Consider the following 25,785-nt stretch of genomic DNA (forward strand, 5'->3'; position numbering starts at 1 on the left):
CCGCGACGGCGGGTTGATCAGGCGCTGGCGGGCGCCTCCTCCGGCATCAAGAGGAAGAGCAGCACGGAGCGGGCGGTGGTCTGATAGGCGTGCCCGACGTCGAAGCTCGGCTCCTCCGCCTCGTCCGGAAGGTTGCTGTCCACCAGCAGGGACCAGCACTTGCCGCCCGGCGACTCCGGCAGCGTGAAGTCCACGACGTCGTGGTGGCCGTTGATGACCATCAGCAGCGTCGCGTCCTGGCCGCGCTTGCGGATGCCCGTGACCTGGGCCCGGCCGTCCATGAGCATACCGAAGCACTTCATGCTGGCATCCTCCCAGTCGCCCTGCTGCATCTCGGACCCGTTGGCGTTGATCCAGGTGACGTCCTTGACGCCCAGCTCCTCGTTGTACTCGCCGGTGAGGAATCGGGTGCGGCGGAGAATGGGGTACTTGTGGCGCAGCCCCGTCAGCTTCTGCGTAAAGCGGATGAGGGACTGGCCCTTCTCCTGGATGTCCCAGTTCAGCCAGCTGATCTCGCTGTCCTGGCAGTAGGCGTTGTTGTTGCCCTCCTGCGTGCGGCCAAACTCGTCCCCCGCCAGGATCATGGGCGTGCCCTGGGAGAGGATGAGCGTCGAGAGCATGTTGCGGATCTGGCGGGCGCGAAGCTCGTTGATCGCCTCGTCCTCCGTCTCCCCCTCGACGCCGCAGTTCCAGGAGCGGTTGTCGGAGTGGCCGTCCTTGTTGTCCTCGCCGTTCGCCTCGTTGTGCTTCTCGTTGTAGGTGACGGTGTCGTTGAGCGTGAAGCCGTCATGCGCGGTGATGAAGTTCACCGAGGCCCAGGCGCGGCGCCCGCTGTGGTTGAACTTGTCGCCGGAGGCGCAGAGGCGCGGGGCAAGGGCGGTGGCCGGGGCCTCGCCGCGCCAGAAGTCGCGCACGGTGTCGCGGAAGGTGTCATTCCACTCGGCCCAGCCCGCGGGGAAGCCGCCGACCTGGTAGCCGCCAGGGCCGCAATCCCAGGGCTCGGCGATGAGCTTCACCTGCTGTAGCACCGGATCCTGGCCGCAGACCTTGAGGAAGCCGCTCTGCTCGTCGAAGCCGTGCGGCTCGCGCGCGAGGATGGTGCCGAGGTCGAAGCGGAAGCCGTCGATATGCATCTCCTGCACCCAGTAGCGCAGGCTGTCCGCCACCATCTGGATGACGCGGGGGTGCGAGAGGTTCACCGTATTCCCGGTGCCGGTGTCGTTGATGTAGTAGCGCTTCTGGTCCGGCAGCAGGCGGTAGTAGCTGGCGTTGTCGATGCCCTTGAAGGAGAGCGTCGCGCCCTTCTCGTTGCCCTCGGCGGTGTGGTTGTACACCACGTCCAGGATCACCTCGAGGCCGGCGTCATGGAAGCGGGAGACCATCTCCTTGAACTCGCGCAGCGAGTTCGGCACGTCCGCGGCGTAGCGCGGGTCGGGCGCGAAGAAGCCGATGGTGTTGTAGCCCCAGTAGTTCACCAGGTTGCGGTTGAGCAGGAAGTCGTCGTTGATGAAGGTGTGGATCGGCAGCAGCTCCACCGAGGTCACGCCGAGCGACTTGATGTAGTCCACTACCGGCTTCTGCCCGAGGCCGGCATAGGTGCCGCGCAGGTCCTGGCGAACCTTCGGGTGCAGGCGGGTGAAGCCCTTCACATGGGTTTCGTAAGTGATGGTGTGGTCCCAAGGCACCGACTGCCGCCCGGGCTCGCCCTGCCAGTCGAAGTTCGGGTCCACCACCACGCATTTCGGCATGAAGGCGGCGCTGTCGCGCTCGTCGAAGGTCAGATCGTCGCCGGTTTCCATCTTGTAGCCGAAGACGGAGGGATCCCAGGTCAGCTCGCCGGCATGGGCGCGGGCATAGGGGTCCAGGAGCAGCTTGTTGGGGTTGAAGCGATGGCCGGCCTCGGGCTCATAGGGACCGTGGACGCGGTAGCCGTAGAAGGTGCCGGGCGCCACGTCCGGCAGGTAGCCGTGGAAGATCTGGTTCGTGTATTCCGGCAACTCGACGCGATCGATCTCCTTGCCGCCGGTGCTGTCGAAGAGGCAAACCTCGACCTTCGTTGCGTTGGCGGTGAAGAGCGCGAAATTAGTGCCCTTGCCGTCCCAGCTGGCGCCCAGGGCGTTCGGCGTGCCCTCCTTGATGCGGGACTTGATGACCTCTGACAAAGGCGGCTCCGTTCGTAGCAGGGGACGGGGCGCCGGCCGGTCATCCGGCCAGCTCGCGCACGTCCGCGGGGTATCGAGCAGGGGCAACGGGACGGAGGGCGCTTGGTTCATGCGCCGTGTCGGGCCTACGGGGACGTGATCACAGGGCCGTGCCTGGCGATCGTGCTGCATCCCCGGCTGGCTGGGGCCGTTCCATTCAAGAGAACGACAGGGAGGTGTCATGAAGGAGGAAAACGGGTTTCGTTATGGACCCCTTTCAGATCGCTGCGCGCATCTTTGCGTGGATATGCAGCGCCTCTTCGCCGAGCGGACGGATTGGCATGCGCCCTGGATGATCAAGACGTTGCCCGTGGTGGAGCGGATCGCGGCCGCCCACCCGGAGCGAACCGTCTTCACCCGCTTCATCCCCGCGGATCGGCCGGGGGAGGGGGAGGGGACCTGGCGTCGCTACTATGAGCGATGGGACAGCGTGACGCTGGAGGCGCTGCCACCCGAAGCGGTGGAACTGCTGCCCGCCCTGGCGCGGCTGGTGCCGCCTGCGCAGGTGGTGGACAAGAAGGTCTATTCTCCTTGGCTGCAGCCGGAGCTGGAGGCACTGCTGAAGGAATGGGGCACCGACACGCTGATCGTGACAGGCGCGGAAACGGATGTCTGCGTCCTGGCGGCGGTGCTCGGCGCGGTTGACCGCGGCTTCCGCGTGGTGGTGCCGACGGATGCGGTCTGCTCATCCTCCGACCGGACGCATGACGCGTTGCTGACCCTCTACCGCGAGCGCTTCGGTCAGCAGGTGGAGACGGTGCGGACAGAGGAGCTACTCGAGGCCTGGGTCTGACGCCTCATCCTCCCGGCCGCGCAGGCTGGCGGCACGACGGTGCAGCTTGCCGAGGATAACGTCCAGCGCGCGCTGCTCTTCCACGGTCAGGGCCTCGGCCAGCGCGGCCTGGAGGGTGCGGGCGCGGGGAACGATCAGGCGGTAGAGCGCGAGACCCTTCGGCGCCAGCCGCAGGATATGGGCGCGCTGGTCCCCCGGGCGCGGGGTCCGGGCGACGAGCGACTTGGTGGCGAGGCGGATGGCCGCGCGGCTGACCTTCACGCGGTCCATCCCGCTGCGGACGATCACCTCCTGCGTGGAGAGCGGCTCGCCTTCGCCCAGGATGGCCATGACGCGCCACTCGGGAATGGAAAGGCCGAACTCGGCCTCGTAACGGTCGGCGAAGGCGCGGCTGACCGTCTCCCCCACGACCGAGAGCCGGTAGGGCAGGAACTCCGCGAGCCGCAGCGGAGCCGGGTCAGGGGGAGGGGAGCGCGGCACCGTGGAATCCTTGTATCGTCTCAAATGAGATGATATTTGCCCCTTTCAGGAGGGCCGCCAAGGCCGGGAAGAAGGGGAGGGTTGCGGACCATGCACGTCGACTACCAGTCGCTCCGCTTCGAGTACCGGCGCTCCCCCGACCAATCCTCGCCGCAGGTCGCGCGGCACGCCGTTGTGGTGGTGGGCGCGGGGCCCGTGGGGTTGGCGACCGCGATCGACCTCGCGCAATCCGGCCTGCGTGTGCTGCTGCTGGATGATGACAGCAGCCTCTCCAACGGCTCCCGCGCGATCTGTTTCGCCAAGCGCACGCTCGAGATTTTCGACCGGCTGGGTTGCGGCGACGCAATGGTGGAGAAGGGCGTCACCTGGAACCGCGGGAGGGTCTTCCACCGCGACCACCCCGTCTACAACTTCGACTTGCTGCCCGAGGGCGGGCACGAGCGGCCAGCCTTCGTCAACCTGCAGCAATACTATGTGGAGGGCTTCCTGCTGGACCGCGCCCGGGCGCTGCCGGGCATCGAGATTCGCTGGCGCAACAAGGTCACCGCGGTCGAGTCGGGTGAGGAGGGCCTTGGCCTCCTGGTAGAGACGCCGGAGGGCGAGTACCGGATCCTCGCCGATTACCTGATTGCCGCGGACGGCGCGCGCTCCCCGATCCGGCGGGCACTGGGTCTGGAGAGCAAGGGCCGCACCTTCCGCGACCGCTTCCTCATCGCCGATGTCCGCATGAAGGCCGACTTCCCGGCGGAGCGCTGGTTTTGGTTCGATCCGCCCTTCCATCCAAACCAGTCCGTGCTGCTGCACAGCCAGCCAGATGGCGTGTGGCGCATCGACTTTCAGCTCGGCTGGGACGCGGACCCGGAGGCGGAGCGCGCGCCCGAACGGGTGATCCCCCGCGTGCGGGCCCTGCTGGGCGAGAATGCCGAGTTCGAGCTCGAATGGGTGAGCGTCTACACCTTCTCCTGCCTCCGGATGGCACGATTCCGGCACGGCCGGGTGATCTTCGCGGGGGATGCGGCGCACGGTGTCTCGCCCTTTGGCGCGCGAGGCGCGAATAGCGGCGTGCAGGACGCGGAGAACATCGCCTGGAAGCTGGCGCTGGTGCTGAGGGGCGAGGCGCCCGAAACCCTGCTCGACAGCTACGACGACGAGCGCGTGGCGGCAGCGGATGAGAACATCCTCAATTCCACCCGCTCGACCGACTTCATCACGCCGAAGAACGAGGCGAGCCGCGCCTTCCGGGACGCGACGCTGGACCTGGCACGGGATTGCGCCTTCGCCCGGCGACTGGTGAACAGCGGAAGGCTGTCGCTGCCGAGTACCTACCGTGCGTCGCCGCTCAACACTCCGGACACGGACGATTTCGCGGGCGCGATGATGCCGGGCGCGCCGGCTCTGGATGCGCCGCTGATGCGGGGGGGCGCCTCGGACTGGCTGCTGCGGCGACTGGGCGGCGGCTTCGTGCTGCTGCATTTCGGCGAGGCATTGCCGCCCGCACCGGAGACCATGCCGGCGCTGCGCGTGGTGAACGTGACCGCCGAGGAGGATACGGAGGGTTTCGCAGCGCGCCGCTACGACGCGTTGCCCGGCACCACCTACCTCATCCGCCCGGACCAGCATGTCTGCGCCCGCTGGCGGCGCTTCGACCCCGAGGCGGTTCGTGCGGCGCTCGACCGTGCGGTGGGGAGGGCGTGATGCTGAACACCGAGCCCAACATCGCCTCGCCCGATGATTTCTATGAGGCGCTGCTGTCCATCCACCAGGGTCTCTCGCCCGAGGGGAGTCGGCAGGTGGATGCGCGGCTGATCCTGCTGCTCTGCAACCATATCGGGGACCTCTCCGTGCTGCGCGAGGCCATGGCGCGGGCGCGGCGGGGGATCGAGCCTGATGGCATCGACAATACGATTGCCGCCCGCGCCTAGGAGAGGATTTGCCATGTCCGGCTTTGCCAGCACCACCGATCTCGCCGACAAGACGATCTCCTTCGACGAGCTCGGCCCGGGCCTCTACGGCTACACCGCCGAGGGCGATCCGAATTCGGGCGTGGTCATCGGGGACGAGGGCGTGCTGGTCGTCGATGCCCAGGCGACGCCGCGCATGGCGGCGGACGTGATCGCGCGCATCCGCACCGTGACAGACAAGCCGGTGACGCATGTGGTGCTGTCCCACTACCACGCGGTGCGCGTCCTCGGTGCCTCCGGCTACGAGGGGGCGCAGATCATTGCCTCCGAGGTCACGCGCGACCTGATCGTGGAGCGCGGGCAGCAGGACATGGACAGCGAGATCGGCCGCTTCCCCCGCCTGTTCCGCGGCAAGGAGAGCATCCCCGGCCTGACCTGGCCTCACGTGACCTTTCAGAAGCGCATGACGCTCTGGATGGGCAAGCGGGAGGTGCAGATCATCCATATCGGCCGCTCCCACACGGCCGGTGATACGGTGGTGTGGCTGCCGAAGGAGCGGGTGCTCTTCTCCGGCGACTGCGTGGAGTACGGTGCCACCCCTTATTGCGGCGACGCGCATTTCGCGGACTGGCCGGGCACGCTGGAGGCGATCCGGGCGCTGAAGCCGGTCGCGCTGGTTCCGGGCCGTGGCAATTCGCTGACCACGCCCGAGAGCATCGAGGAGGGGCTGCGCGGGACGGCCGACTTCACCTCGGACCTCTTCGGGATCGCAAAGCGGGGCGTGGCCGCGGGTCACTCGCTCAAGCAGGTCTACGACGAGGCCATGTCGGCCATGCGGCCCAAATACGGGCACTGGGTGATCTTCGACCACTGCATGCCCTTCGATGCCTCCCGCGCCTATGATGAGGCCAAGGGCCTCGATCATCCGCGCATCTGGACCGCCGAGCGCGACGTGGAAATGTGGCGCGCGCTCGAGCACGGCACCGAGATGAAGTCCGCTGAGCTGGACGGATAGAGAGGAGCCCCATCATGAACGCCCCCTTCACCCCGCAGCCGCTGACGAGGAACGAGACCGGCTACATGCCGGGCTTCGGCAACGGCTTCGAGACCGAGGCCCTGCCCGGCGCGCTGCCGATCGGGCGCAACTCTCCGCAGCGATGCGCCTACGGGCTTTATGCCGAGCAGCTTTCGGGCTCGCCCTTCACCGCGCCGAGGGCGACGAACGAGCGGTCCTGGCTCTACCGGATCCGCCCAACGGTCGCGCACTGGGGAAGCTTCGAGCGGGTGGATGCGGGCCTGTGGCGCACCGCTCCGTGTGCGGAGGTCGAGCTGCCGCTGGCGCCGCTCCGCTGGAACCCGATCCCGCTGCCGGAGGGGAAGGTCTCCTTCCTTGAGGGCATCCGCACCATCACCACGGCTGGCGACGCCGGCGCGCAGTCGGGCATGGGCGCGCATATCTATCTCGTCACCCGCTCCATGGAGGACGAGTACTTCTACAACGCCGATGCGGAGATGCTCTTCGTGCCGCAGCAGGGCGGGCTGCGGCTGGCCACCGAGTTCGGCGTGATCGACATCGCGCCGGGCGAGATCGCCGTCATTCCACGCGGCGTGAAGCTGCGGGTGGAGCTGCGCGGTGGGCCGGCGCGCGGTTACCTCTGCGAGAACTACGGCGGCGCCTTTACCCTGCCGGAGCGCGGGCCGATCGGTGCCAACTGCCTGGCGAATCAGCGCGACTTCCTGACGCCGGTCGCGGCCTATGAGGACCGAGAGGTGCCCTCCACCCTGACGGTGAAGTGGGGCGGCGTGCTGTGGCGGACGGAGATCGCGCAGTCGCCGCTCGATGTGGTGGCGTGGCACGGCAACTACGCGCCCTACAAGTACGACCTGAAGCGCTACTCCCCGGTCGGACCGATCCTGTTTGACCACGCGGACCCGTCGATTTTCACCGTCATGACCTCGCCCAGCGAGACGCCGGGCACGGCGAACATCGACTTCGTTATCTTCCCCGAGCGCTGGCTGGTGACCGAGAACACCTTCCGCCCGCCCTGGTACCACATGAACGTCATGAGCGAGTTCATGGGCCTGATCGAGGGCGTCTACGACGCCAAGACCGGCGGGGGCTTCACGCCAGGCGGCTTTTCTCTGCACAACTGCATGCTGCCGCACGGGCCAGACATGGCGGCCTTCGAGGGCGCGAGCAACGCGGAGCTGAAGCCGCACAAGCTGGAGAACACGCTTGCCTTCATGCTCGAGACGCGCCTGCCTCAGCGCGTGACGCGCTACGCGGCCGAGGCGCCACAGTTCCAGCGGGACTATGCCGGCTACGGCGCGGGCCTGCGCAAGCACTTCAACCCGAACCAGCGCTGAGCAACCGCACCGCATGACCAACGCCACGCACGACCGATCCCTCCGCAGCTGGGTGACCTCCGCCAACGGCCACCCGGACTTCCCGATCCAGAACCTGCCGCTGGGGGTCTTCACCCCACCAGGCGGCGGGGCGGCGCGGGCGGGTGTCGCGATTGGGGACATGGTCCTCGACCTCTCCGCCGCACCGGTGGCCGAGGACGTGCGTGAGGCGGCGGTGGGCGGGACGCTGAACGCACTCTTCGCCCTTGGCGCCGGGACGCGGCGAGAATTGCGGGCGCGGCTTTCCTCCCTGCTGGCGGAGGGAAGCGGCGAGAGAGGCGCGCTGGAGTCGCATCTCTACCCCGCGGTGGACTGCACGCTGCACCTGCCGGCGCGGGTCGGCGACTACACCGACTTCTATGTCGGCATCCATCACGCGACGAATGTCGGAAAGGTCTTCCGCCCTGACAATCCGCTGCTGCCCAACTATAAATACGTGCCGATCGGCTACCATGGTCGCGCTTCCTCCCTGCGCGTTTCCGGCACGCCGGTGCGGCGGCCCAAGGGCCAGCTGAAGGGGCCTGGCGACGAGGCGCCGCGCTTCGCGCCTTGCGAGCGGCTCGATTACGAGCTGGAGATGGGAATCTGGATAGGACCCGGCTCGGCCCTCGGTGATTCGATTCCGGTGGCGGAGGCCGAGGCGCATGTCGCGGGCTACGGGCTGCTGAACGACTGGTCGGCGCGCGACATCCAGGCCTGGGAGTACCAGCCGCTAGGGCCCTTCCTCGCGAAGAACTTCGGCTCCACGCTTTCGCCCTGGGTGGTGACGCCGGAGGCGCTCGAGCCCTTCCGCATCCCGCAGCCGCCGCGCCCCGAGGGCGATCCGGCTCCGCTGCCCTACCTGCTGGATCCTCAGGACCAGGCGCGCGGCGCCTTCGACATCGCGCTGGAGGTGCTGATTCTCACCCCTGGAATGGCGAAGGCTGGGATGACGCCGCACCGGCTCGCGCTGTCGAACACGCGCCACATGTACTGGACCGTCGCGCAGATGGTGGCGCACCACGCTTCCAACGGCTGCGACCTGAACCCAGGGGACCTGCTGGGTTCCGGCACCATCTCCGCCCCCGGGGAGGGTGGCTTCGGTAGCCTGCTGGAGGCGAGCAAGGGGGGGAAGGAGCCGGTCCAGCTGCCCTCCGGCGAGACGCGCCGCTTCCTGGAGGACGGGGACGAGATCATCCTCCGTGCCCAGGCCAGCCGCGAGGGCTTCGCCCCGATCGGCTTCGGGGATTGCCGATCGACCATTCTGCCCGCCAACTGAGCTATCGCACGAAGCCGGCCGCACGAGCCGGCCTGAGGAAGGGACGACCCATGAGAGAGTTCACCCCTGGCCGCCGCGCCCTGCTGGGCGCCGGCCTCGCGGCGCTGCCCCTCGCCAAGGCGCTCGCGGCTTATCCGGAGCGGGCGCTGCGCTGGGTGGTCGCCTATGCCGCGGGCGGCGGGACCGACACGCTGGCGCGGCTGGTGGGCGCCAACCTGTCCAACCGCCTCGGCCAGCCAATCGTCGTCGAGAACCGGCCGGGGGCAGCGACAAATATTGGGGCAGAGGCCGTCGCGAAGTCGCCGCCGGACGGCTACACCCTGTTCTCCGCCGACAACGGCACGCTCGTCTTCAACACCGCGCTGTTCAAGCGCCTGCCCTACGACCCCGTGCGCGACTTCCGCCCGGTGGGACTGATGGCGCGCTTTCCCCTCGTCCTCGCAGTGGGCGAGAAGGCGCCGGCGGATACGGTCCAGGCGCTGGTGGCGAAGGCGAAGGCGGCGCCCGGCTCGATCGATTGCGCGACGGCCGGGATCGGCTCGCCGCATCACCTGGCGTTGGAGCGGCTTTCCCGGGAGGCCGGCGTCAGGTTCAACCACGTTCCCTATCGCGGCGCGGCGCCAGCGTTGAACGACCTCATCGCGGGCACGGTTCCGATGATGGTGCTCGACTATCCCTCGGGCGCCGAATACCTGCGCTCGGGGCGCGTGAAGGCGTTGGCGGTGCTCTCCGCCCAGCCGCTGGAGGAGCAGCCCTCCGTGCCGACGGTCGAAGCCGCCCTGGGCCTGCGCGGCTTCGAGGCCTATGCCTGGCAAGGGCTGGTGGTGCCGAAGGCAACGCCCGATGCCCTGGTCGCGCAGCTCACGCGGGAGCTGGACGCGACCATGCGCGACGAGGCGGTGCGCGGTCGGATGAAGCAGATCGGGCTCGAGACGCTGACCGGCGGCCCCGCCGAGTTCGAGGCGCTGCTGGAGCGCGAGCGCGCCACCTGGCTGCCGCTGATCCGCGACCTTAACATCACGCTCGATTGATCGAGGTACTGAATGCGGCTGCACGGTTATTTCCGCTCCTCCGCCGCCTGGCGCGTGCGGATCGCCCTCAACCTGAAGGGAGTGTCGGTGGAGCACGCCTTCCATCACCTTCGGAAGGGCGAGCAGCGCGCGCCGGACTACCTACGCCTCAACCCGCAGGGCCTGCTGCCGGCGCTGGAGACGGATGACGGCGCGGTGCTCACCCAGTCGCTCGCGATCTGCGAGTGGCTGGACGAGACGGTGCCGGAGCCGCGTCTGCTGCCCGGCGACGCGTTGGAGCGGGCGCATATCCGCGCCGTCGCGCAGGCCATTGCCTGCGACATCCACCCAGTTCAGAACCTGAAGGTGCTGGCGGCACTGCGGGCGCTCTCCCTACCGGAAGAGGAGGTGACGGGCTGGGCCCGCCGCGTGATCCGCGAGGGGCTGGAGGCTTGCGAGCGGCTGGTTGCCGCGGAGAAGGGCCCCTTCCTCTTCGGAGAGGCGCCGACCTTGGCCGATCTCTGCCTCATCCCCCAGGTCGGTAATGCCCGCCGCTTCGGGGCCGAGATCGGGGACCTGCCGCGAATCAGCGCCGCCGTCACGGCCTGCGAGGCGCACCCGGCCTTTGTCGCAGCGGCGCCGGAACGCCAGCCGGACGCCGAATAGGCCGCCTATACGGGCCGGGGGAATAGCATTCCCCCGGACCACCCTGGCGCAGGACAGCGCGACCACGGGCTGCCCCTTATTTGGTAAACCGCGCTCTTTCGCGGCCTGCGCTGCGTTCATAGCTTTGTGGGCATGAACGACACGCCAGTCCGCGCCGCACCCTCCGGCATCACGGCGTCCTGTCGGGGCTGATCCGCCTCGATCCCGCGCCGCCTCGCGCGGCAACCCCACCGCCGGAGCCTTCCCGATGTCCGATACGCACGCCATTGGCGCGCGCAGGGCCCTTGCGCCCGCGCGGCTGAGAGAGGTCGTTCGCCCGTCGAACGGCGCGGGCTTTGGCCTGTCCCGCTACAAGCGCTTCGCCTCTTCCATCGTGATCCTGTTGCTCTGGCAGGGTGCCTCCATGGCCGGGCTCATCGCGCCGCGCACGCTGGCCGCGCCGACGACGATCGTCGCGACCGCCTGGGAGCTGATCCTTTCGGGCGAACTGCCGCACAACCTGTTCGTCTCCCTCGGTCGCGTGGCGGCAGGGCTGCTGATCGGCGTGTCCTCGGGCGTGACGCTCGCTCTCATCGCCGGGCTCTCCAAGCGTGGGGAGGAGATCGTGGACGCGCCGATGCAGATGCTGCGTACGCTGCCCTTCCTCGCGCTCGTGCCGCTCTTCATTCTCTGGTTCGGCATTGGCGAGGCGCCGAAGATCGCGCTCGTCTCTCTTGGCAGCGCCTTTCCCGTCTATCTCACTCTCTTCGCGGGGATCCGCGGCACCGATCCGAAGCTCATGGAAGCAGGGCGGGTCTTCGGGCTCGATCGCGCGGGGCTGATCCGCCACGTCGTGCTGCCGGGCGCGCTGCCCTCTGGGCTCGTCGGGCTTCGCTACGCCCTCGGCAGCGCCCTGCTGAGCCTCGTGATCGCCGAGCAGATCAACGCGACCGCCGGCATCGGCTTCCTCATCAACGACGCCCGCGACTTCCTCCGCACCGACGTGATCGTGGTCGGGCTGGTCGTCTACGCGCTGCTCGGCCTCCTCGCCGACGCGCTGGTGCGGACCGTCGAACGGCGGGCGCTCGCCTGGCGCCCCAATCTGATCAAGGGCTGAGCCGATGAGCGACCAACGCAACGTCTCCGTACGCGGCCTGACCCGCCGCTTCGGCACCAACACGGTGCTGCACGGCCTGGACCTGGAGCTGGAGCCGGGTTCCTTCACCGCCCTGCTCGGCCGCTCCGGCTCGGGCAAGACGACGCTGCTGCGGACCCTGGCTGGCCTCGACCCCGCGCCGGCGGAGGCCGCCATCGAACTGCCGGACCGCGTTGCCGCCGTGTTCCAGGAGCCGCGGCTTCTGCCCTGGAAGCGGATCTGGGCAAATGTTGCCCTGGGTCTTCCGGGCGCCGATGCAAAGGCGAGGGCGGAGCGGGCGCTCGGCGAGGTCGGGCTGGCGCGCCACCTTGAGGCCTGGCCAACCACCCTCTCGGGCGGTGAGGCGCAGCGGGCGGCCCTGGCCCGGGCACTGGTGCGCGAGCCGCGCCTGCTGCTGCTCGACGAGCCCTTCGCGGCGCTCGACGCCCTCACGCGCATCCGCATGCACGCGCTGGTGCTCGACCTCTGGCGCGCGCACGGTCCCACCACGCTGATCGTGACGCATGACGTGGATGAGGCGGTGCTGCTGGCCGATCGCGTGCTGGTGCTCGATGCCGGGCGGATCGCGGCGGATATCGCGGTGGACATGCCGCGCCCGCGCAGCCACGGCGATGCCCGCTTCGTTGCGCTCCGGCGGCGCCTCCTCTCCGAGCTCGGCCTCGAGGCCGAGGTTATCCGGGAGGCCGCATGACGATCCTCGCCACCCGCCGCGCCGCAATCCTTGGTGCGCTCGCCATGCCCGCGCTGGCGCGGGCGCAAGGGCCAGTCACGCTGCGCGTCGCGCAGTACAAGGCGGGCGACGCGCTGCTGCTGCGCCTCGCTGGACTGGCCGACACGCCCTATCGCGTCGAGTGGTCGGAGTTCGGCTCGGGCAACCTCATGGTGGAGGCCGCCAATGCCGGGGCGCTGGACCTCGCCTATGGCAGCGAAATCCCGCCGACCTTCGCCGCCGTCTCGGGCGCCCGCGTGAAGCTCGTCGCCGTCATCCGCGGCGACGTGAACGAGCAGGTGGTGCTCGTGCCCGCAGGATCGGCCATCCACGACATCGCGGGACTGAAGGGCAAGCGCGTCGGCTACGTGCGGGCGACGACCACGCACTACTATCTCTCCCGCATGCTTGCGGAGGTCGGGCTCTCGCTCTCCGACGTGCAGCTGGTGAACCTCACGCCTTCCGACGGACAGGCGGCCTTCCGGGCGGGGGCGCTCGATGCCTGGGCAATCTACGGCTACTCCGTGCCGGTCGCGCGGCAGGGCGGCGCGCGGGTGCTGCGGACGGCAGCGGGGATCCTCTCCGGGAACTACCCCTATTTCATCCGCGCGAACTTGGCTGATGAGCCGGCGCGCGCGGAGGCGGCGCGGGACCTTCTGGACCGCCTCCGCCGCGCGCTGCCCTTCATTCAGGAGCGGCCGGCGGAGTACGCGGCGGCCCAGGCATCGGCCCTGAGCGTGCCGGAGGCGACGATCCGCGCGCTGCTCGACAACGTGTCGCAGCCGCGCGCGATCGTGTCGGTGGACGACGCGGCCATCGCCTCGCACCAGGCAGTGGCGGACGAGTTCGCCCGCATTGGGGTGATCCCGCGCCGCGTGGATGTCGCCCCGCTCTGGGACCGGGGCTTCGCGCGGCTGGCGGCGCGCGCCTGATGGACGGCTCGCTTCTTCCCCGCCGCACCGACCCGCTGCGCGAGATGGTGCAGCGCTTCGCCGAGGGCGCCGCGCGGCACGACCGCGAGGGCAGCTTCCCGCACGAGAACATTGCGCTGCTGCGCGAGGGCGGGTTGCTGGGTATGACCGTGCCGCCGGAATTCGGTGGCCAGGGCATGGGCCTCTCCTGGGCGGCCGAGCTGGTCGGCACCGTGGCGGAGGGCTGCCCGGCCACCGCGCTGGTGCTGGCGATGCAGCTCATCCAGCACCGCGGCCTCGCGCGCAACACCGCCGTGCCGCGCGCCCTCCGCGCCCGCATCGCCGAGGGTGCGGTGGAGCGCGGCGAGCTGATGAACGCCTTGCGGGTGGAGCCGGAGCTTGGCACGCCCGCGCGCGGCGGGCTTCCCGTTACCACCGCGCGGCGCGTGGCCGATGGATGGTGGCTCAGCGGCCGGAAGATCTACTCCACCGGTGCACCAGCGCTCGACTGGGGGCTGGTCTGGGCGCGGACGGACGAAGCCTCGCCCCGCACGGGCCTCTTCCTCGTGTCGATGCGCGCGCCGGGCGTGCGGATCGTCGAAACCTGGGACCAGGCGGGCCTGCGCGCCTCGGGCAGCCACGACGTGGTGTTCGAGGATGTGGCGCTGCCCGGGGAACACGCGCTGGAACTGCGCTCACCCTCCGCCTGGGCGGCGCCCGACGCCGACGCGGTCGCTTGGAACACGCTGCTGATCGCCGCGCTCTACACGGGCGTCGCGCGGGCGGCGCGGGACTGGCTGCTCGGCTTCCTGCGCGCGCGGGTGCCGGCAAATCTCGGCGCACCGCTCGCTACCCTGCCGCGCGTGCAGGAGGCGGTCGGACGGATCGAGGCGCTGATCCTCACCAACACGCATCTGATCGCCGGGGCCGCCGGGGGTGGTACCGGCGCCACCGGGCTCGGCCTCATGAAGACCGTGGCCGCCGACAACGCCGTCGTGGCGGTGCAGGAGGCGGTGGCCCTCTGCGGTAATCACGGCCTGTCGCGCGCCAACCCGTTGGAGCGGCACCTACGCGACGTCCTCTGCGCCCGCATCCACACGCCGCAGCCCGACGCAGCCCTTCTCGCGGCCGGGCGGGCCGCGCTCTCCATCTGAAAGGACAAGGCCATGAGCCCTGACACGCTCCCCGCCGATGGGGTCGAATTCATCGGCATGGTCCAGCCGCGCGAGCAGTCGGAGATCCATCCGGCGCGCGGTCCCTCCGTCGATCCCGGCTATCTCGTCGCCTCGGCCCAGGCGCATGACGAGGGCGGGTTCGACCGCATCCTCATCGGCTGGCACTCCGACGGGCCAGACGGGCTGCAGCTCGCCGCCCATGCCGGGGCGCACACCAGGAAGGTGGGCTTCCTCGTCGCGCACCGACCGGGCTTCATCGCGCCAACCAATGCGGCGCGCGCCTATGCCACGCTCGACCAGCTGACCGGCGGTCGCGCGGCCATCCACGTCATCTCGGGCGGCGACGACGCCGACCAGGCGCGGGACGGCGACTGGCTCTCCAAGGATGAGCGTTACGCGCGGACGGACGAGTATGTCTCGATCCTGAAGTCGGTCTGGGGCGCGAAGGCGCTGGTGGACCACGAGGGTGCTTATTACCGCATCAAGGGCGCCTCGCCGGCGGTGCGTACGGTGCAGCAGCCGCGCATTCCCGTCTACTTCGGCGGCGCTTCGGAGGCCGCGCTGCGCGTCGCCGGGCGGCACGCCGATGTCTATGCGCTCTGGGGCGAGACGCACGCGCAGGTGCGGGAGATCGTGAGCCGCGTGCGGGCCGAGGCGGCGAAGCATGGCCGTGCGGATCAGGTACGCTTCTCGCTCTCCTTCCGCCCAATCCTGGCGGAGACGGAGGAGGCCGCCTGGGCGAAGGCGGAGGGCATCCTCGCCCGCATCCGCGAGGTGCGGGGACAGGCGGCACTTGGCCCGGCCACCAAGGGGCCGCAGAACGCGGGGTCGCAGCGGCTGCTGGCTGCCGCCGCGCTGGGTGACCGGCCGGAGGGGCGCCTCTACACCGCCATCGCGCGGGAGACGGGCGCGCGCGGCAACACCACCGCCCTCGTCGGCACGCCCGAGCAGGTGGCGGAGGCCTTCCTCGAGTACTACGACCTCGGCGTGACCACCTTCCTCATCCGCGGCTTCGATCCGCTGGAGGACGCGGTGGAGTACGGCCGCTCCCTGCTGCCGGCGACGCGCCGGCTGGTGGCCGAGCGCCTCTCGCGCCGCGTTGGGGTGGCCGCGGAATGATCGGGCGCCGCCTTGTCCTCGCGGGTGCCGGCGTCCTCGCGGCGCCCCGCATCCTTCGCGCCCAGTCCCCGCTGCGGGTGGGCGACCAGCGCGGCAATGCGCGTGCGGTGATGGAAGCCTCCGGCCAGCTCGCAGGCTTCGGCGACCGCCTCGCCTGGAGCGAGTTCCCGGCGGCCGCCCCGCTGGTCGAGGCGTTGAACGCCGGCGCCATCGACACGGGGCTGGTGGGCGACGCGCCCTTCACCTTCGGCGCGGCGGCAGGCGTGCCCATCAAGGCGATCGCTGCGACGCGGGAGAACCGTGGCGGCCTTGCGATCATCGTGCCCAAGGAAAGCCCCGTACAGTCCCTGGCCGACCTGAAGGGCAAGCGCATCGCGACCGGGCGCGGCTCCATCGGCCACCAGGTGGTGCTGGCCGCGCTGGAAGCCACCGGCCTGCCGTTGGACGCCGTGCAGTTCGTCTTCCTTCTGCCCGCCGACGCCAAGGCCGCCTACACCAGCGGCGCGGTCGAGGCCTGGGCGACCTGGGAGCCCTATGTCTCGCAGGAGGAGGTGCTGTCGGGCGCGCGCATCGTGGTGAGCGGGCAGGGGATCACCCCCGGCCTCGGCTTCCAGGCCGCGCGTACCGATGCCATCGCCGCCCGCCGTCCCGAGTTGGCGGAGTTCGTCCGCCGGCTGGCGGCCGCGCGGCAGTGGGCCAACGCGAACGCGCCGGGCTACGCGCGGACCTGGTCGGGGCTGATGAACGTGCCGGCCAATGTCGCCCAGCGCTGGTTCGAGCGTGCGCAGACCCGCGTGGTGCCGATCGACGACAGCGTGGCGGTGGACGAGCAGAAGAACATCGACCTGTACACCCGCGCCCGGCTGGTGCGGCAGCGGATCGAGGCACGGAACCTGCTCGACCCGTCCTTCAACGACGCGGTGGCGGCCGGCCTGCGCGGCGCTTGACGCCGGCGGCGCCCGGCCGCAACCCTCCCCCCTCAAGGGGGATGTCCGCCGGATATCCGGGGACGAACATGACAAGGAAGCACGACCATGCCTGACGGCAGCATCGCCAAGCCTCCCCAGGGCTACGACTGGCGGAACAAGGGCATTCGCCACATCCCCGCGCAGGCCAAGAGCTGCGACACGCCCGAGACCAGGGGGATGAACCGCGAGGTCGCTATCTCCGGCAGCCGCACCGGTTCCACCGCTCTCTGGGCCGGCACCAACCGGATCGAGCCGAATTCCCAGACCGGTCCGCACCATCATGGCCACCTGGAGAGCGTGATCTACGTTATCTCCGGCACCGCCCACATGCGCTGGGGCGACCGGCTGGAGTTCATCACCGAGGCGAAGGCCGGGGACTTCTTCCTCGTGCCGCCCTATGTGCCGCACCAGGAGATCAACTCTTCCGCGACCGAGGTGCTGCACTGCGCCCTCGTGCGCAGCGGCACGGAGGAGGTCGTGATCAACCTGCCCGACCTCGACATCGTTGACGAGCCGGAGTGGATCAAGCAGGGCTGATGGATGCCGCCGGGCGGCGCGCCGCCCGGCCCCCGATGCCATTAGCCGATGATGGACGAGATCGACCGCAAGATCGTCGCCTTCCTGCAGGAGGACGCGACACTTTCCGTGGCGCAACTGGCAGACAAGGTGGGGCTCTCGGCCACGCCCTGCTGGAAGCGCGTGCAGAAGCTGGAGGCGGGCGGTGTCATCACGCGCCGCGTGGCCCTGGTGGACCCCGAGAAGATCGGCGTGGACCTCATCGTCTATGTCGCGATCGAGGCGGGGGACCACACGCCGGAATGGCTCCGCACCTTCTCCAAGACCATCTCGGCCATGCCGGAGGTAATGGAGGCCCACCGCATGGCTGGCGAGGTGGACTACATGCTTCGCGTGGCCGTGACGGGGATGGCGGAGTTCGACTCCTTCTACAAGCGGCTGATCGAGGCCGTGCCAATGCGCAACGTCACCTCCCGCTTCGCGATGGAGCGGCTGAAATACACCACTGCCTACCCCCTGCATGGCGCGCGCTTCCGCGACCGCGCCGGACGGGACCAGGAAGGGCAGGGCGGCGGATAGTCCGGGCCGGGACAACCGCCGCCGCCCATCGCCGTTCACTCCCGGGGCCGTAACGGCCACAGAGGAGCGAGCATGAGCCTTTTTGAAACCATCAAGTCGAAGATCTTCGGCCACAAGGCCGCGGCGGCGACGCCCGATGCCGGGGCGAGCGGCCCATCGGCGAGCGCCAGCCCGACGCCGGGCATCGACGCCAATGCCGGTACCCCCACGCCGGCCACCACCGCCGGTGCGGCGACGCAGCCCGTGGATGTCGAGGCGGTGCTGAAGGACATGGCATCCCACAACTCGCAGCAGCTGAACTGGCAGACCTCCATCGTGGACCTGATGAAGCTGCTCGGCCTCGACAGCAGCCTGGCCAACCGCAAGGAACTGGCGGGCGAACTCGGCTACTCCGGCAACACCGAGGACAGCGCGTCCATGAACATCTGGCTGCACAAGCAGGTGATGCAGAAGCTGGCGGAGAACGGCGGCAAGGTGCCGGAAAGCCTGAAGGGCTGAACGTGCCGGGGCGGGGCGGTGGTCAGCGAGCGGCCATCGCCTCCCCCAGGGCCGCCGCCTCGCCGAGCGAGGTGACGATCGCGTCGGCGGGCCCCTCTTCCCGCAGGGCCGCAAGCATGGCGCTGTCGGGCGGGGCGTCCCAGAGGCCGACGATGACCTTTGCCTCTGGAAGCTGGCGCGCGATGCGGCGAAGGAAGTAGCGCAGTCCGGCGACGCTGTTGCCCTCCTCCAGCACCGAGAGGATGCAGAGGCGGACGAGGGCGGGATCGAGCCGGGCCAGATTGGCGTTCTCCAATGCGGCACTTGTCTCCGCCCGGGCGCCGAGGCCGGCACGGTGCAGCACGAGGGCGGCCAGGCGGGCGGCCAGCGGGTCGAAGGGCCCGCGGCCGGCGATGCAAAGCACCGCGCCTTCCGCCTGCCAGGGGGCGGGCAGGGTGGTGTTCCCGGCCGCGCCGAGATCCGAGAGGTCGTCGAGCAGCGTGCCGACCTGGTTGCGGATCACGTCCATCCGCTCCGGCTCCAGCGCCTCACGCGACCAATCGGTCTGGGCGAGGACGAGGCCTTGCAGCGCCACGCCGTCGCCGTAGGCCGTGAGGGAGTTGCCGTCTTCGGCCAGGAATTCGCGCGCCTGGGCTACCAGCCCGTCCGCGTCACCCTCGAGCGCGCGCTGGTAGAAGCTCTCCTCAGGCTGGAGGGGCGGGCGGTCGCCGAGCATCACGTCGAAGAACTCGAAGCGGGGAACGTGGCGGCCGAGCACCACGAGCCCGACGGTGAGGGGCGTGGAGATGAGCAGGCCGATCGGCCCCCAGAGGAAGGCCCAGAAGCTGGCGGCGAGCACGACCGAGAGTGGCGAAAGGCCCGTGCGGCGCCCGAATAGAAGCGGCTCGAGCACCTGCCCCATCACCAGCCCGCAGAGAAGAAAGACGCCGAGCACGACGATGGCGGTGGACCAGCCGGGATCGACGGCGGCAGCCAGCAGCACCGGCGGCGTGACCGCTATGGGCGTGCCGATGAAGGGCACGAAGCGCATCAGCCCTGCCAGGATTCCCCAGAGGAGCGGGCTGGGAAGCCCGATCGCCGCCAGCACGCCCGAGATTGCCACCGCATAGCAGGCGTTCAGCGCCACCTGGGCCAGGAAGAGGCGGGAGAGGCGGCCGGCGGCGTCGTTCATCGCCGTCATCGTCCGGTGCAGGTCCCGCGCGCCGGCCAGGCGGATGGCGCGGTCCCGCAGGTCCTCCCGGTAGAGGAGCACGAGGATGCTGAAGATGATGACGAGCCCGGCAGTGGCCAGCGGCCGCAGCAGCGGGCCCAGCACGTTGCCGAGGACGCCAAGCAGCGCCGCGTCGGAGCGGCTGTTGGTGACGACCACGGCCTCGCCGGCAGTTGCCGCCGGCGCGCCGCCGCCGAGGAGGTCCTGCGCCCGGCGAAGCAGGTCCCCCAGCCCCTGCAGGGCACCGAGCTTCGCGCGGAGGGCGGCTGCGTAGCGAGGGATTTCCGCCGCCAGATCAGCGGCCTGCGCGCCCAGGGCCGTTCCGATCGCCCCGAGCACGAGGAAGGCGGCGAGCACTGCCGCCAGCACCGAAAGCCCCTTGCCCAGTCCCAGCCGCTGCAGCGACTTCGCGACCGGCGCGAGGACGAAGGCGAGGATCACCGCGAGAACGAGCGGCACAAGCACGTCCCGGCCGAAATAGAGGGCGGCGACGATGATGGCAGCGGAGACCAGCATCGCCGCCCCTGCCACGGGGTTACCGGTCGCGGGGGCTGGCGGCAGGCGTCGTTCGGTCGGGGCCATCAGGCGCGATTCGTTCCAGGCGGGCATTCGGGCAGGGCCGCGCCGTGCCACGCCCCTTGGCATCCCACCAGCCCCTTCCGGCGTTGCGCGCGGGAACGTCATCGGCGCTGCCGGTGAATGCAGCACGCCGGGCTGGCAGGATCGGCGCCGGAACCAAGGAACGCCCGTGCCCGACGCCCCTCTCCGAACCGGTTCTCTCTCCCGTGCGCGGGGCCTCCCGCGCCTTCCCCTGATTGCCGCGCTCCTGGCACTCCTGGCAGTCGCCACCGGTGCTGTCGGCACCCGCCTCAACGGACGGGACGCGACCGCCATCGACGCGGGCAACGAACTGGTCGTCGGGCTGGAGGGCGTGCTCTCCGCGATGAAGGACGTGGAGACGGGGCAGCGCGGCTTCCTCCTCGTCGGGCGGGAAGAATACCTGCAACCCTATGAGGAGGGGCTTGTCGCGGTCGAGGAGCGGCTCCGGGCTGTCGAACGACTGCGTGGGCCGGCGGGGCTGCCGGCCGAGGGCCGCCTGCGCGAGCTGATCGCCCGCCGGGAAGCGCTGGCCGAGCGCTCGGTAGCCCTTCGCCGCGCCGGCGGGGATGAGCAGGCCCGCGCGGTGATCGAGACCGGCCAGGGGCGGGAAGCGATGGACGCCATCCGCGCCGAGGTGGCCCGCGAGCAGGCGGCCGCCCGCGCGCAGGTGGAGGCGCTGAACCGTGAGAGCGACCGGCGTGGACTGCTGCTCTGGGGAGTCTCGGTCGGCGCGGCACTCCTCGCCTGCGGGCTGCTCGGCGCTTATGCCCGGTCGCGGCGACGGGCGGAGCGGCGGGCCAATGCGCTGCTGGACGCGGTGATGGCCAATGCGCCGGTCGGCCTCGGCTTCATCGGCCCCGACATGCGCGTCGTGAACGCCAACCAGGCCCTGTTGGAGATCGGGGAGCGCGCGATGGGATTGCCGCGGCCTGGCGTTGCCGGGATGGGCATGCCCGCGCTGCCGGACGCGGTGCGTGAACGGATCGCGCCGCGGCTGCGGGCCGTGCTCGATGGCGGCCGTGCGCAGTCCGAGGTGGAGGTGGAGACCGCCCCGCCCGACCGCCCGGGCGAGCGACACTACCTCATGGCCACGCTCTTCCCCCTCGCGCATTCCGGGGCAGGGACGGAGGGGGCCGGGCTGATCCTGGCGGATGTGACCCGCCGGCGACGCGCCGAGGACCGGCTGCGGCGCAGCGAGTCACGCTTCCGCACCCTGGCCAACTCCCTGCCCCAGCTCGCCTGGCAGGCGGACGCGGGGGGCGAGATCGAGTGGTACAACCGACGTTGGTACGAATTCACTGGCACCACCTTCGAGGCGATGAAGGGCTCCGGCTGGGTGGCCGTGCAGCACCCCGACCATGCCGAGCGCGTGCAGGCCGGCTTCCGCGCGGCCATCGCGGCGGGCGAGCCCTGGGAGGACTTCTTCCCGCTCCGCGGCGCCGATGGCGGCTATCGCTGGTTCCTCAGCCGGGCTGTGCCGATCCGCGACGATCCGGACGAGAACGGCGGAGGCGTCATCACCGGCTGGTTCGGCACCAACACCGACGCGACCGATCTGCGCGAGGCACAGGAGGAGGCGACGCTCGCGCGCGAGGCGGCCGAGGACGCCAACCGCGCGAAGAGCCAGTTCATCGCCAATATGAGCCACGAGCTGCGCACCCCGCTCTCTGCCGTGATCGGCTACTCGGAGATGCTGGAGGAGGAGGCCGAGGACCTCGAGGGCGGCGAGGCGCTGACAAAGGACCTGCGCAAGATCGGCGCCAATGCGCGCCACCTCCTCTCCCTCATCAATGACGTGCTCGACCTCTCCAAGATCGAGGCCGGGCGGATGGAAACCCATGCGGAGGATTTCGCGGTCTCCACCCTCGTCTCCGAGACCGTGGCGACGGTGCAGGCTTTGATGGAGGGCAAGGGCAACGCGCTGGAGGTGCAGGTGCCCGAGGGGCTCGGCACCATGCATTCCGACCAGGTGAAGCTGCGGCAGTGCCTGATCAACCTTCTCTCCAACGCAAACAAGTTCACGGAGAAGGGCCGCGTCACGCTCTCGGCGACGGAGGGGCGCGACGAGATGGGGCGGCGCGAGATCACCTTCCGCGTCTCCGACACCGGCATCGGCATGACGGGGGAGCAGCTCGCCCGGCTGTTCACCCGCTTCACCCAGGCCGATAGCTCCACCACGCGCCGCTTCGGCGGCACGGGCCTGGGGCTCGCCATTACGAAGGCCTTCTGCACCCTGCTGGGCGGCGGGATCGGCGTGGAGAGCGAGCCGGGGCGCGGCACCACCTTTACCATCCACGTGCCGATGGACATGACCGAGACCGGCCCCGAGCCCCAGGCCGAGGCGCTCTCCCTGCCGGACGCGGAGGAGCGCACGCAGGCCGGGCTGGTCCTTGTGGTGGACGACGACGCGGCGTCCCGCGAGCTGCTTTCCCGTTTCGTGGTGCGTGACGGCTTCGCCGTGCGCTGCGCCCATGACGGGGAGGAGGGGCTGCGCCTCGCGAAGGCGCTCCGCCCCACGGCCATCCTGCTGGACGTCATGATGCCCCGCATGGACGGCTGGTCCGTGCTGACGGCGCTGAAGGCGGACCCGGAACTGGCCGATACCCCCGTGGTGATGGTTTCCATCGTGCAGGAGCGGGCGCTGGCTGTCTCGCTCGGCGCCGCCGACTACCTCATCAAGCCCGTGCAGTGGCAACGGCTTCGCAACGTCCTTGACCGCTACCGCGCGCCCGGCGCCGCGCTGGTGGTGGAGGCCGAGCCCGAGGCGCGGGCCGACCTCCGCCGCCTTCTGGAGAGCGAGGGGTGGTCAGTCGAGGAGGCCGGCGGGACAGAGGCGGCGATGGCCCGGCTCACCCAACCCGACCCCGCGGCGGTGCCCGTCGGCCTGGTGCTCGTCGCCGTGCCCGGGCCGGAGGAGGAGGGGCTGCGCCTGGTGCACGGCCTCCGCGCGCGGGAGGACCTGCGGCACCTGCAGGTCATCGCCCTTACGGGCGGCGAGGTCGCGCCGGCTGAGTTGGAGGCGCTGCGTGGGCAGGTTCGTCGTGTACTGCCCGCCGATGACGAGCCGCCGGACGCTCTGCTCTCCGAACTGCGGCGCATCGCGCAGGCGCGCGCGGCAGGGAACCCGGCGCCTCCGCCCCCGTTGCAGCCGGAGACGGAGGCTGCCGCACGATGACGAAGATCCTGCTCGTGGAGGACCACGAGGAGCTCTGGGATTTCCTTTCCCGCCGGCTGCGCCGCCGCGGCTTCGATGTGGTGCTGGCGCATGACGGGCAGCAGGGCGTGGACATGGCTCGGGCCGAGCGGCCGGACGTCGTGCTGATGGACATGAACCTGCCGGTGATGGACGGTTGGACCGCCGCCCGCACCCTCCGCGCCGATCCGGACACCGCGGGCATCCCGATCATCGCCTTGACCGCCCATGCGATGTCGGGCGACAGGGACCGGATGCTGGAGGCGGGGTGCAACGACTACCACCCCAAGCCCGTGGACTTTCCCCAACTGCTCCAACAGATCGACGCGGCGATGCTGGCGGCCGAGGGGTAGCGGCCCGGCCGCACCCCTCAGCGGTCGCCGACGACGGCGAAGCCCTGGATCTCGATCTGGGCGGCGGGGTTGGCCAGGGCGGAGATGGTGATCAGCGCGCTGCCGGCGAAGTTGTCGCCGAAGATCTCGCGGCGGATCTGGGTCAGCCGGTCGCCGTTGCGGGCGTCGGTGATGAAGACCGTCATCTGCACCATGTCGCTCAGCTTGCCGCCGGCCCGCTCGATCGTCTGGCCCAGCAGCTTGAAGACCTGCCGCGCCTGGCCCTCGAAATTGCCGGCCAGCGAGGCGCCGCTGTCATCCACGGTGGCCGTCTGCCCGGCGAGCCAGACGATCTTGCCGCCCTCGGTGACGACGGCCAGCGAATAGGCGCGCTCCTGCGGGCGGGTGTCCTTGATGTAGTCCCGTGCGTCCGCGGCAGGGGCGGCAAAGGTGAGCAAGCCGAGCAGGGCGGCGGCGGTCAGCTTCGACATGGGCGATCTCCCGGTGCTGGTTGAGGACCAGCCAGCCGTTTGGCAATGGCCGTGCCAGGAGTGGCGTCCGGAACCCGGGTTGCAGCCGCCGTCAAAGCCGCGGCGCGATCCCCCCGATTCCGCTCGCGAGTTCCAGTCCAGCCAGCGCATTGAGGTAGGCCGCCCGGGCCGCGTTTCCGGCCACCCGCGTCGCGTTCAGCGTGCGCAGCGCGTCCAGGGTATCGAGCAGGGTGCGGCCGCCGGCAGCGTAGGCGGCTTCCGTCGAGCGATAAGCTTCCTCGGCGCGGCCAAGGGCGCTGCCGGTGGTCAGGTCGAGCAGGGATCGCGCCTGGACATAGGCCGACCAGGCCACCGCGAGATCCGATTGGGCATTGGCGAGCGCCGCCTGCGCCTGGGCTTGGGCCTGGCCGCGTTGGGCATTGGCCACGGCAATGTTCCCCTCCGTCAGGCGGCTGGTGAAGATCGGGATGGAGAGGCCGATGCCGAGCGTGTCGTTGGCGCGCACGGGCCGGTTGCTGTTCGGCAGGTCCTGGCTGAGTTCCGTGCGGGTGACGGTGCCGTTGACCGAGACGTCGCGCGAGCGCCCGGCCTCGGCCAGGCGCGTGTTGGCGTCGGCCGCATTCACGGCGCGGGAGGCGGCGAGCACGTCCGGCCGGTTCGGCAGCGCCTCGGCCAGGGTCTCGCGCGTCAGGTCCAGCGGCGGCGTTGAGTCGAAGCGGCCGCGCAGGTCGAAGGGCATGCCCGCGAGGATCGAGGGCACGGCGTCGCGCCCCGCGTTGCGCGCGGCGGGCTCGGCCGTGCGGCTGGCATCCACCCCAAGGAGCGCCGCGACCTGAGCGGCGGCGGCGGCGTAGGACTGGGCGGCGTTGGCCACGTCTTGCTCGAAGGGCAGGCGGCTGGCCTGGAAGCGCAGGAGGTCGGATTCCGGGATCGCGCCCTCCCGCACCTGCCGGGAGAGAAGGTTCTCCGTGCCATTCAGGCTGTTGCGGTTAGCCAGCGCCACCTGGAGGTTCGCGCGGGCCTGGAGCGCCTGAATGAAGAACTGGCGCAGCGTGAAGACCTGAGCCCGCAACGCATCGAGCACCTGCGCCTCGGCAACGCTGATCTGCTCGTCCGCGAGCCGGGTGCGCAACTCCCGCTTGCCGCCGCGCTCGATGGTGAAGCTGATGTTCAGCGAGGCGTTGTTGAGCGGGGAGACGTAGCGCTCGCCGTTGTAGCTGCGGAAGCGCCCGCCCTCGTTCACCTGCGCAGTGGTCTGGCCATAGCCGATGCTGCCAGCAGGGTTGGTGTTGGCGACCAGCCGCTGGGCGCGCGCGATATCAACGCCGCGGCGGGCGGCGATGACCGCGAGGTTGCGATCCACGAGCAGCGCCTCCGCCTCCGGCAACGTCAGGGCCGGGGCGCGGATCGGCAGCGGTGCCTCGGCAGGGGCGGTGCTGCGCGTCGCGCGGACCGGGCGGGCGGGCCGGCCGGGGGGCGTGGCGGCAGGCGCGGCCGGTGCCGTGATCGCTGCGGGGGCCGGTGCCTCCTGCGCGCGGCCGGGTGCCGCGAGCAGCGGGGCAAGCGCCCCCGCGGCGAGGAGCGCGCGGGCGGCGCGGCGGGGTAGGCGGGTCATCGTGTCAGGCCTCGGGGAC

General features: G+C 70.4%; 24 protein-coding genes. 19 read left to right on the plus strand and 5 right to left on the minus strand.

Annotated features, from left to right (window positions below; translation table 11 throughout):
• Window positions 1–17: 17 nt before the first annotated feature.
• Window positions 18–2,162, minus strand: coding sequence for a glycogen debranching protein GlgX (gene glgX / locus BO39_RS15705; RefSeq protein WP_043834963.1), 2,145 nt, complete (start codon window positions 2,160–2,162; stop codon window positions 18–20).
• Between the two features lie 280 nt (window positions 2,163–2,442).
• Between glgX and BO39_RS15710 the strand changes: the two genes are divergently transcribed.
• Window positions 2,443–2,994 (plus strand): cysteine hydrolase family protein, encoded by a 552-nt coding sequence (locus tag BO39_RS15710; protein WP_281175556.1) that lies wholly within the window; start codon window positions 2,443–2,445, stop codon window positions 2,992–2,994.
• On the opposite strand, the gene BO39_RS15715 is transcribed toward BO39_RS15710, so the two are convergent.
• Window positions 2,974–3,474, minus strand: a complete 501-nt coding sequence (locus BO39_RS15715) for a MarR family winged helix-turn-helix transcriptional regulator (RefSeq protein WP_043834966.1) — start codon at window positions 3,472–3,474, stop codon at window positions 2,974–2,976. The two genes, BO39_RS15710 and BO39_RS15715, sit on opposite strands and share 21 nt — an antisense overlap.
• A gap of 90 nt (window positions 3,475–3,564) precedes the next feature.
• Between BO39_RS15715 and BO39_RS15720 the strand changes: the two genes are divergently transcribed.
• The 16 genes from BO39_RS15720 to BO39_RS15795 all read left to right on the plus strand — a co-directional run bounded on the left by BO39_RS15720 (window position 3,565) and on the right by BO39_RS15795 (window position 18,325).
• The gene (locus BO39_RS15720; protein WP_043835104.1) at window positions 3,565–5,169 is read left to right on the plus strand and encodes an FAD-dependent oxidoreductase; all 1,605 of its coding nucleotides are present in this window, start codon (window positions 3,565–3,567) and stop codon (window positions 5,167–5,169) included.
• Complete coding sequence (locus BO39_RS15725) at window positions 5,169–5,396, plus strand: DUF2783 domain-containing protein (RefSeq protein ID WP_043834967.1); 228 nt, start codon at window positions 5,169–5,171, stop codon at window positions 5,394–5,396. The genes BO39_RS15720 and BO39_RS15725 overlap by 1 nt, the downstream gene beginning before the upstream one ends.
• 13 nt (window positions 5,397–5,409) lie before the next feature.
• Complete coding sequence (locus BO39_RS15730; RefSeq protein ID WP_043834970.1) at window positions 5,410–6,390, plus strand: MBL fold metallo-hydrolase; 981 nt, start codon at window positions 5,410–5,412, stop codon at window positions 6,388–6,390.
• Window positions 6,391–6,404: 14 nt separating this feature from the next.
• Complete coding sequence (hmgA, locus tag BO39_RS15735; protein ID WP_043834971.1) at window positions 6,405–7,742, plus strand: homogentisate 1,2-dioxygenase; 1,338 nt, start codon at window positions 6,405–6,407, stop codon at window positions 7,740–7,742.
• A gap of 13 nt (window positions 7,743–7,755) precedes the next feature.
• Window positions 7,756–9,039 carry a fumarylacetoacetase gene (gene fahA / locus BO39_RS15740; RefSeq protein WP_043834972.1) on the plus strand — a complete coding sequence of 428 codons (1,284 nt, stop codon included), beginning with the start codon at window positions 7,756–7,758 and terminating at the stop codon, window positions 9,037–9,039.
• A 50-nt stretch (window positions 9,040–9,089) separates the two neighbouring features.
• A complete protein-coding gene (locus tag BO39_RS15745) occupies window positions 9,090–10,070 on the plus strand; it encodes a Bug family tripartite tricarboxylate transporter substrate binding protein (RefSeq protein ID WP_043834973.1) in 981 nt (326 codons plus the stop codon).
• A gap of 12 nt (window positions 10,071–10,082) precedes the next feature.
• Window positions 10,083–10,715: a maleylacetoacetate isomerase gene (gene maiA, locus BO39_RS15750; RefSeq protein WP_043834974.1), complete on the plus strand. Its 633-nt coding sequence runs from the start codon at window positions 10,083–10,085 to the stop codon at window positions 10,713–10,715.
• 247 nt (window positions 10,716–10,962) lie between these two features.
• Window positions 10,963–11,811, plus strand: a complete 849-nt coding sequence (locus tag BO39_RS15755) for an ABC transporter permease (protein ID WP_084698147.1) — start codon at window positions 10,963–10,965, stop codon at window positions 11,809–11,811.
• A gap of 4 nt (window positions 11,812–11,815) precedes the next feature.
• Window positions 11,816–12,541: an ABC transporter ATP-binding protein gene (locus BO39_RS15760; RefSeq protein WP_043834975.1), complete on the plus strand. Its 726-nt coding sequence runs from the start codon at window positions 11,816–11,818 to the stop codon at window positions 12,539–12,541.
• Window positions 12,538–13,491, plus strand: a complete 954-nt coding sequence (locus tag BO39_RS15765) for an ABC transporter substrate-binding protein (protein WP_043834976.1) — start codon at window positions 12,538–12,540, stop codon at window positions 13,489–13,491. Before BO39_RS15760 ends, BO39_RS15765 begins: the two co-directional genes overlap by 4 nt.
• The gene (locus BO39_RS15770; protein WP_043834978.1) at window positions 13,491–14,624 is read left to right on the plus strand and encodes an acyl-CoA dehydrogenase family protein; all 1,134 of its coding nucleotides are present in this window, start codon (window positions 13,491–13,493) and stop codon (window positions 14,622–14,624) included. Before BO39_RS15765 ends, BO39_RS15770 begins: the two co-directional genes overlap by 1 nt.
• Before the next feature lie 12 nt (window positions 14,625–14,636).
• Window positions 14,637–15,764: an LLM class flavin-dependent oxidoreductase gene (locus tag BO39_RS15775; protein ID WP_043834980.1), complete on the plus strand. Its 1,128-nt coding sequence runs from the start codon at window positions 14,637–14,639 to the stop codon at window positions 15,762–15,764.
• The gene (locus tag BO39_RS15780; RefSeq protein ID WP_043834982.1) at window positions 15,761–16,711 is read left to right on the plus strand and encodes an ABC transporter substrate-binding protein; all 951 of its coding nucleotides are present in this window, start codon (window positions 15,761–15,763) and stop codon (window positions 16,709–16,711) included. The genes BO39_RS15775 and BO39_RS15780 overlap by 4 nt, the downstream gene beginning before the upstream one ends.
• A gap of 87 nt (window positions 16,712–16,798) precedes the next feature.
• The gene (locus BO39_RS15785) at window positions 16,799–17,269 is read left to right on the plus strand and encodes a cupin domain-containing protein (RefSeq protein ID WP_052402162.1); all 471 of its coding nucleotides are present in this window, start codon (window positions 16,799–16,801) and stop codon (window positions 17,267–17,269) included.
• 48 nt (window positions 17,270–17,317) lie between these two features.
• A complete protein-coding gene (locus tag BO39_RS15790; protein WP_211257467.1) occupies window positions 17,318–17,827 on the plus strand; it encodes an Lrp/AsnC family transcriptional regulator in 510 nt (169 codons plus the stop codon).
• 72 nt (window positions 17,828–17,899) lie between these two features.
• On the plus strand, window positions 17,900–18,325 hold the full coding sequence (locus tag BO39_RS15795) for a DUF3597 domain-containing protein (protein ID WP_043834983.1): 426 nt from the start codon (window positions 17,900–17,902) through the stop codon (window positions 18,323–18,325).
• 22 nt (window positions 18,326–18,347) lie between these two features.
• On the opposite strand, the gene BO39_RS15800 is transcribed toward BO39_RS15795, so the two are convergent.
• Window positions 18,348–20,117: an AI-2E family transporter gene (locus BO39_RS15800; RefSeq protein WP_052402172.1), complete on the minus strand. Its 1,770-nt coding sequence runs from the start codon at window positions 20,115–20,117 to the stop codon at window positions 18,348–18,350.
• Window positions 20,118–20,283: 166 nt separating this feature from the next.
• Here BO39_RS15800 and BO39_RS30030 point away from each other — a divergent pair, with 166 nt between their 5' ends.
• Both BO39_RS30030 and BO39_RS15810 read left to right on the plus strand, forming a co-directional pair.
• Window positions 20,284–23,310, plus strand: coding sequence for a response regulator (locus tag BO39_RS30030; protein WP_052402163.1), 3,027 nt, complete (start codon window positions 20,284–20,286; stop codon window positions 23,308–23,310).
• Complete coding sequence (locus tag BO39_RS15810; protein ID WP_043834985.1) at window positions 23,307–23,681, plus strand: response regulator; 375 nt, start codon at window positions 23,307–23,309, stop codon at window positions 23,679–23,681. The genes BO39_RS30030 and BO39_RS15810 overlap by 4 nt, the downstream gene beginning before the upstream one ends.
• Window positions 23,682–23,698: 17 nt before the next feature.
• On the opposite strand, the gene BO39_RS15815 is transcribed toward BO39_RS15810, so the two are convergent.
• The gene (locus tag BO39_RS15815; RefSeq protein ID WP_084698149.1) at window positions 23,699–24,151 is read right to left on the minus strand and encodes a RidA family protein; all 453 of its coding nucleotides are present in this window, start codon (window positions 24,149–24,151) and stop codon (window positions 23,699–23,701) included.
• A 91-nt stretch (window positions 24,152–24,242) separates the two neighbouring features.
• Window positions 24,243–25,766 carry a TolC family protein gene (locus BO39_RS15820; RefSeq protein ID WP_043834986.1) on the minus strand — a complete coding sequence of 508 codons (1,524 nt, stop codon included), beginning with the start codon at window positions 25,764–25,766 and terminating at the stop codon, window positions 24,243–24,245.
• Window positions 25,767–25,785 lie beyond the last annotated feature (19 nt).

Source organism: Roseomonas aerilata DSM 19363 (genome assembly GCF_000711725.1).
GTDB lineage: Bacteria > Pseudomonadota > Alphaproteobacteria > Acetobacterales > Acetobacteraceae > Roseomonas > Roseomonas aerilata.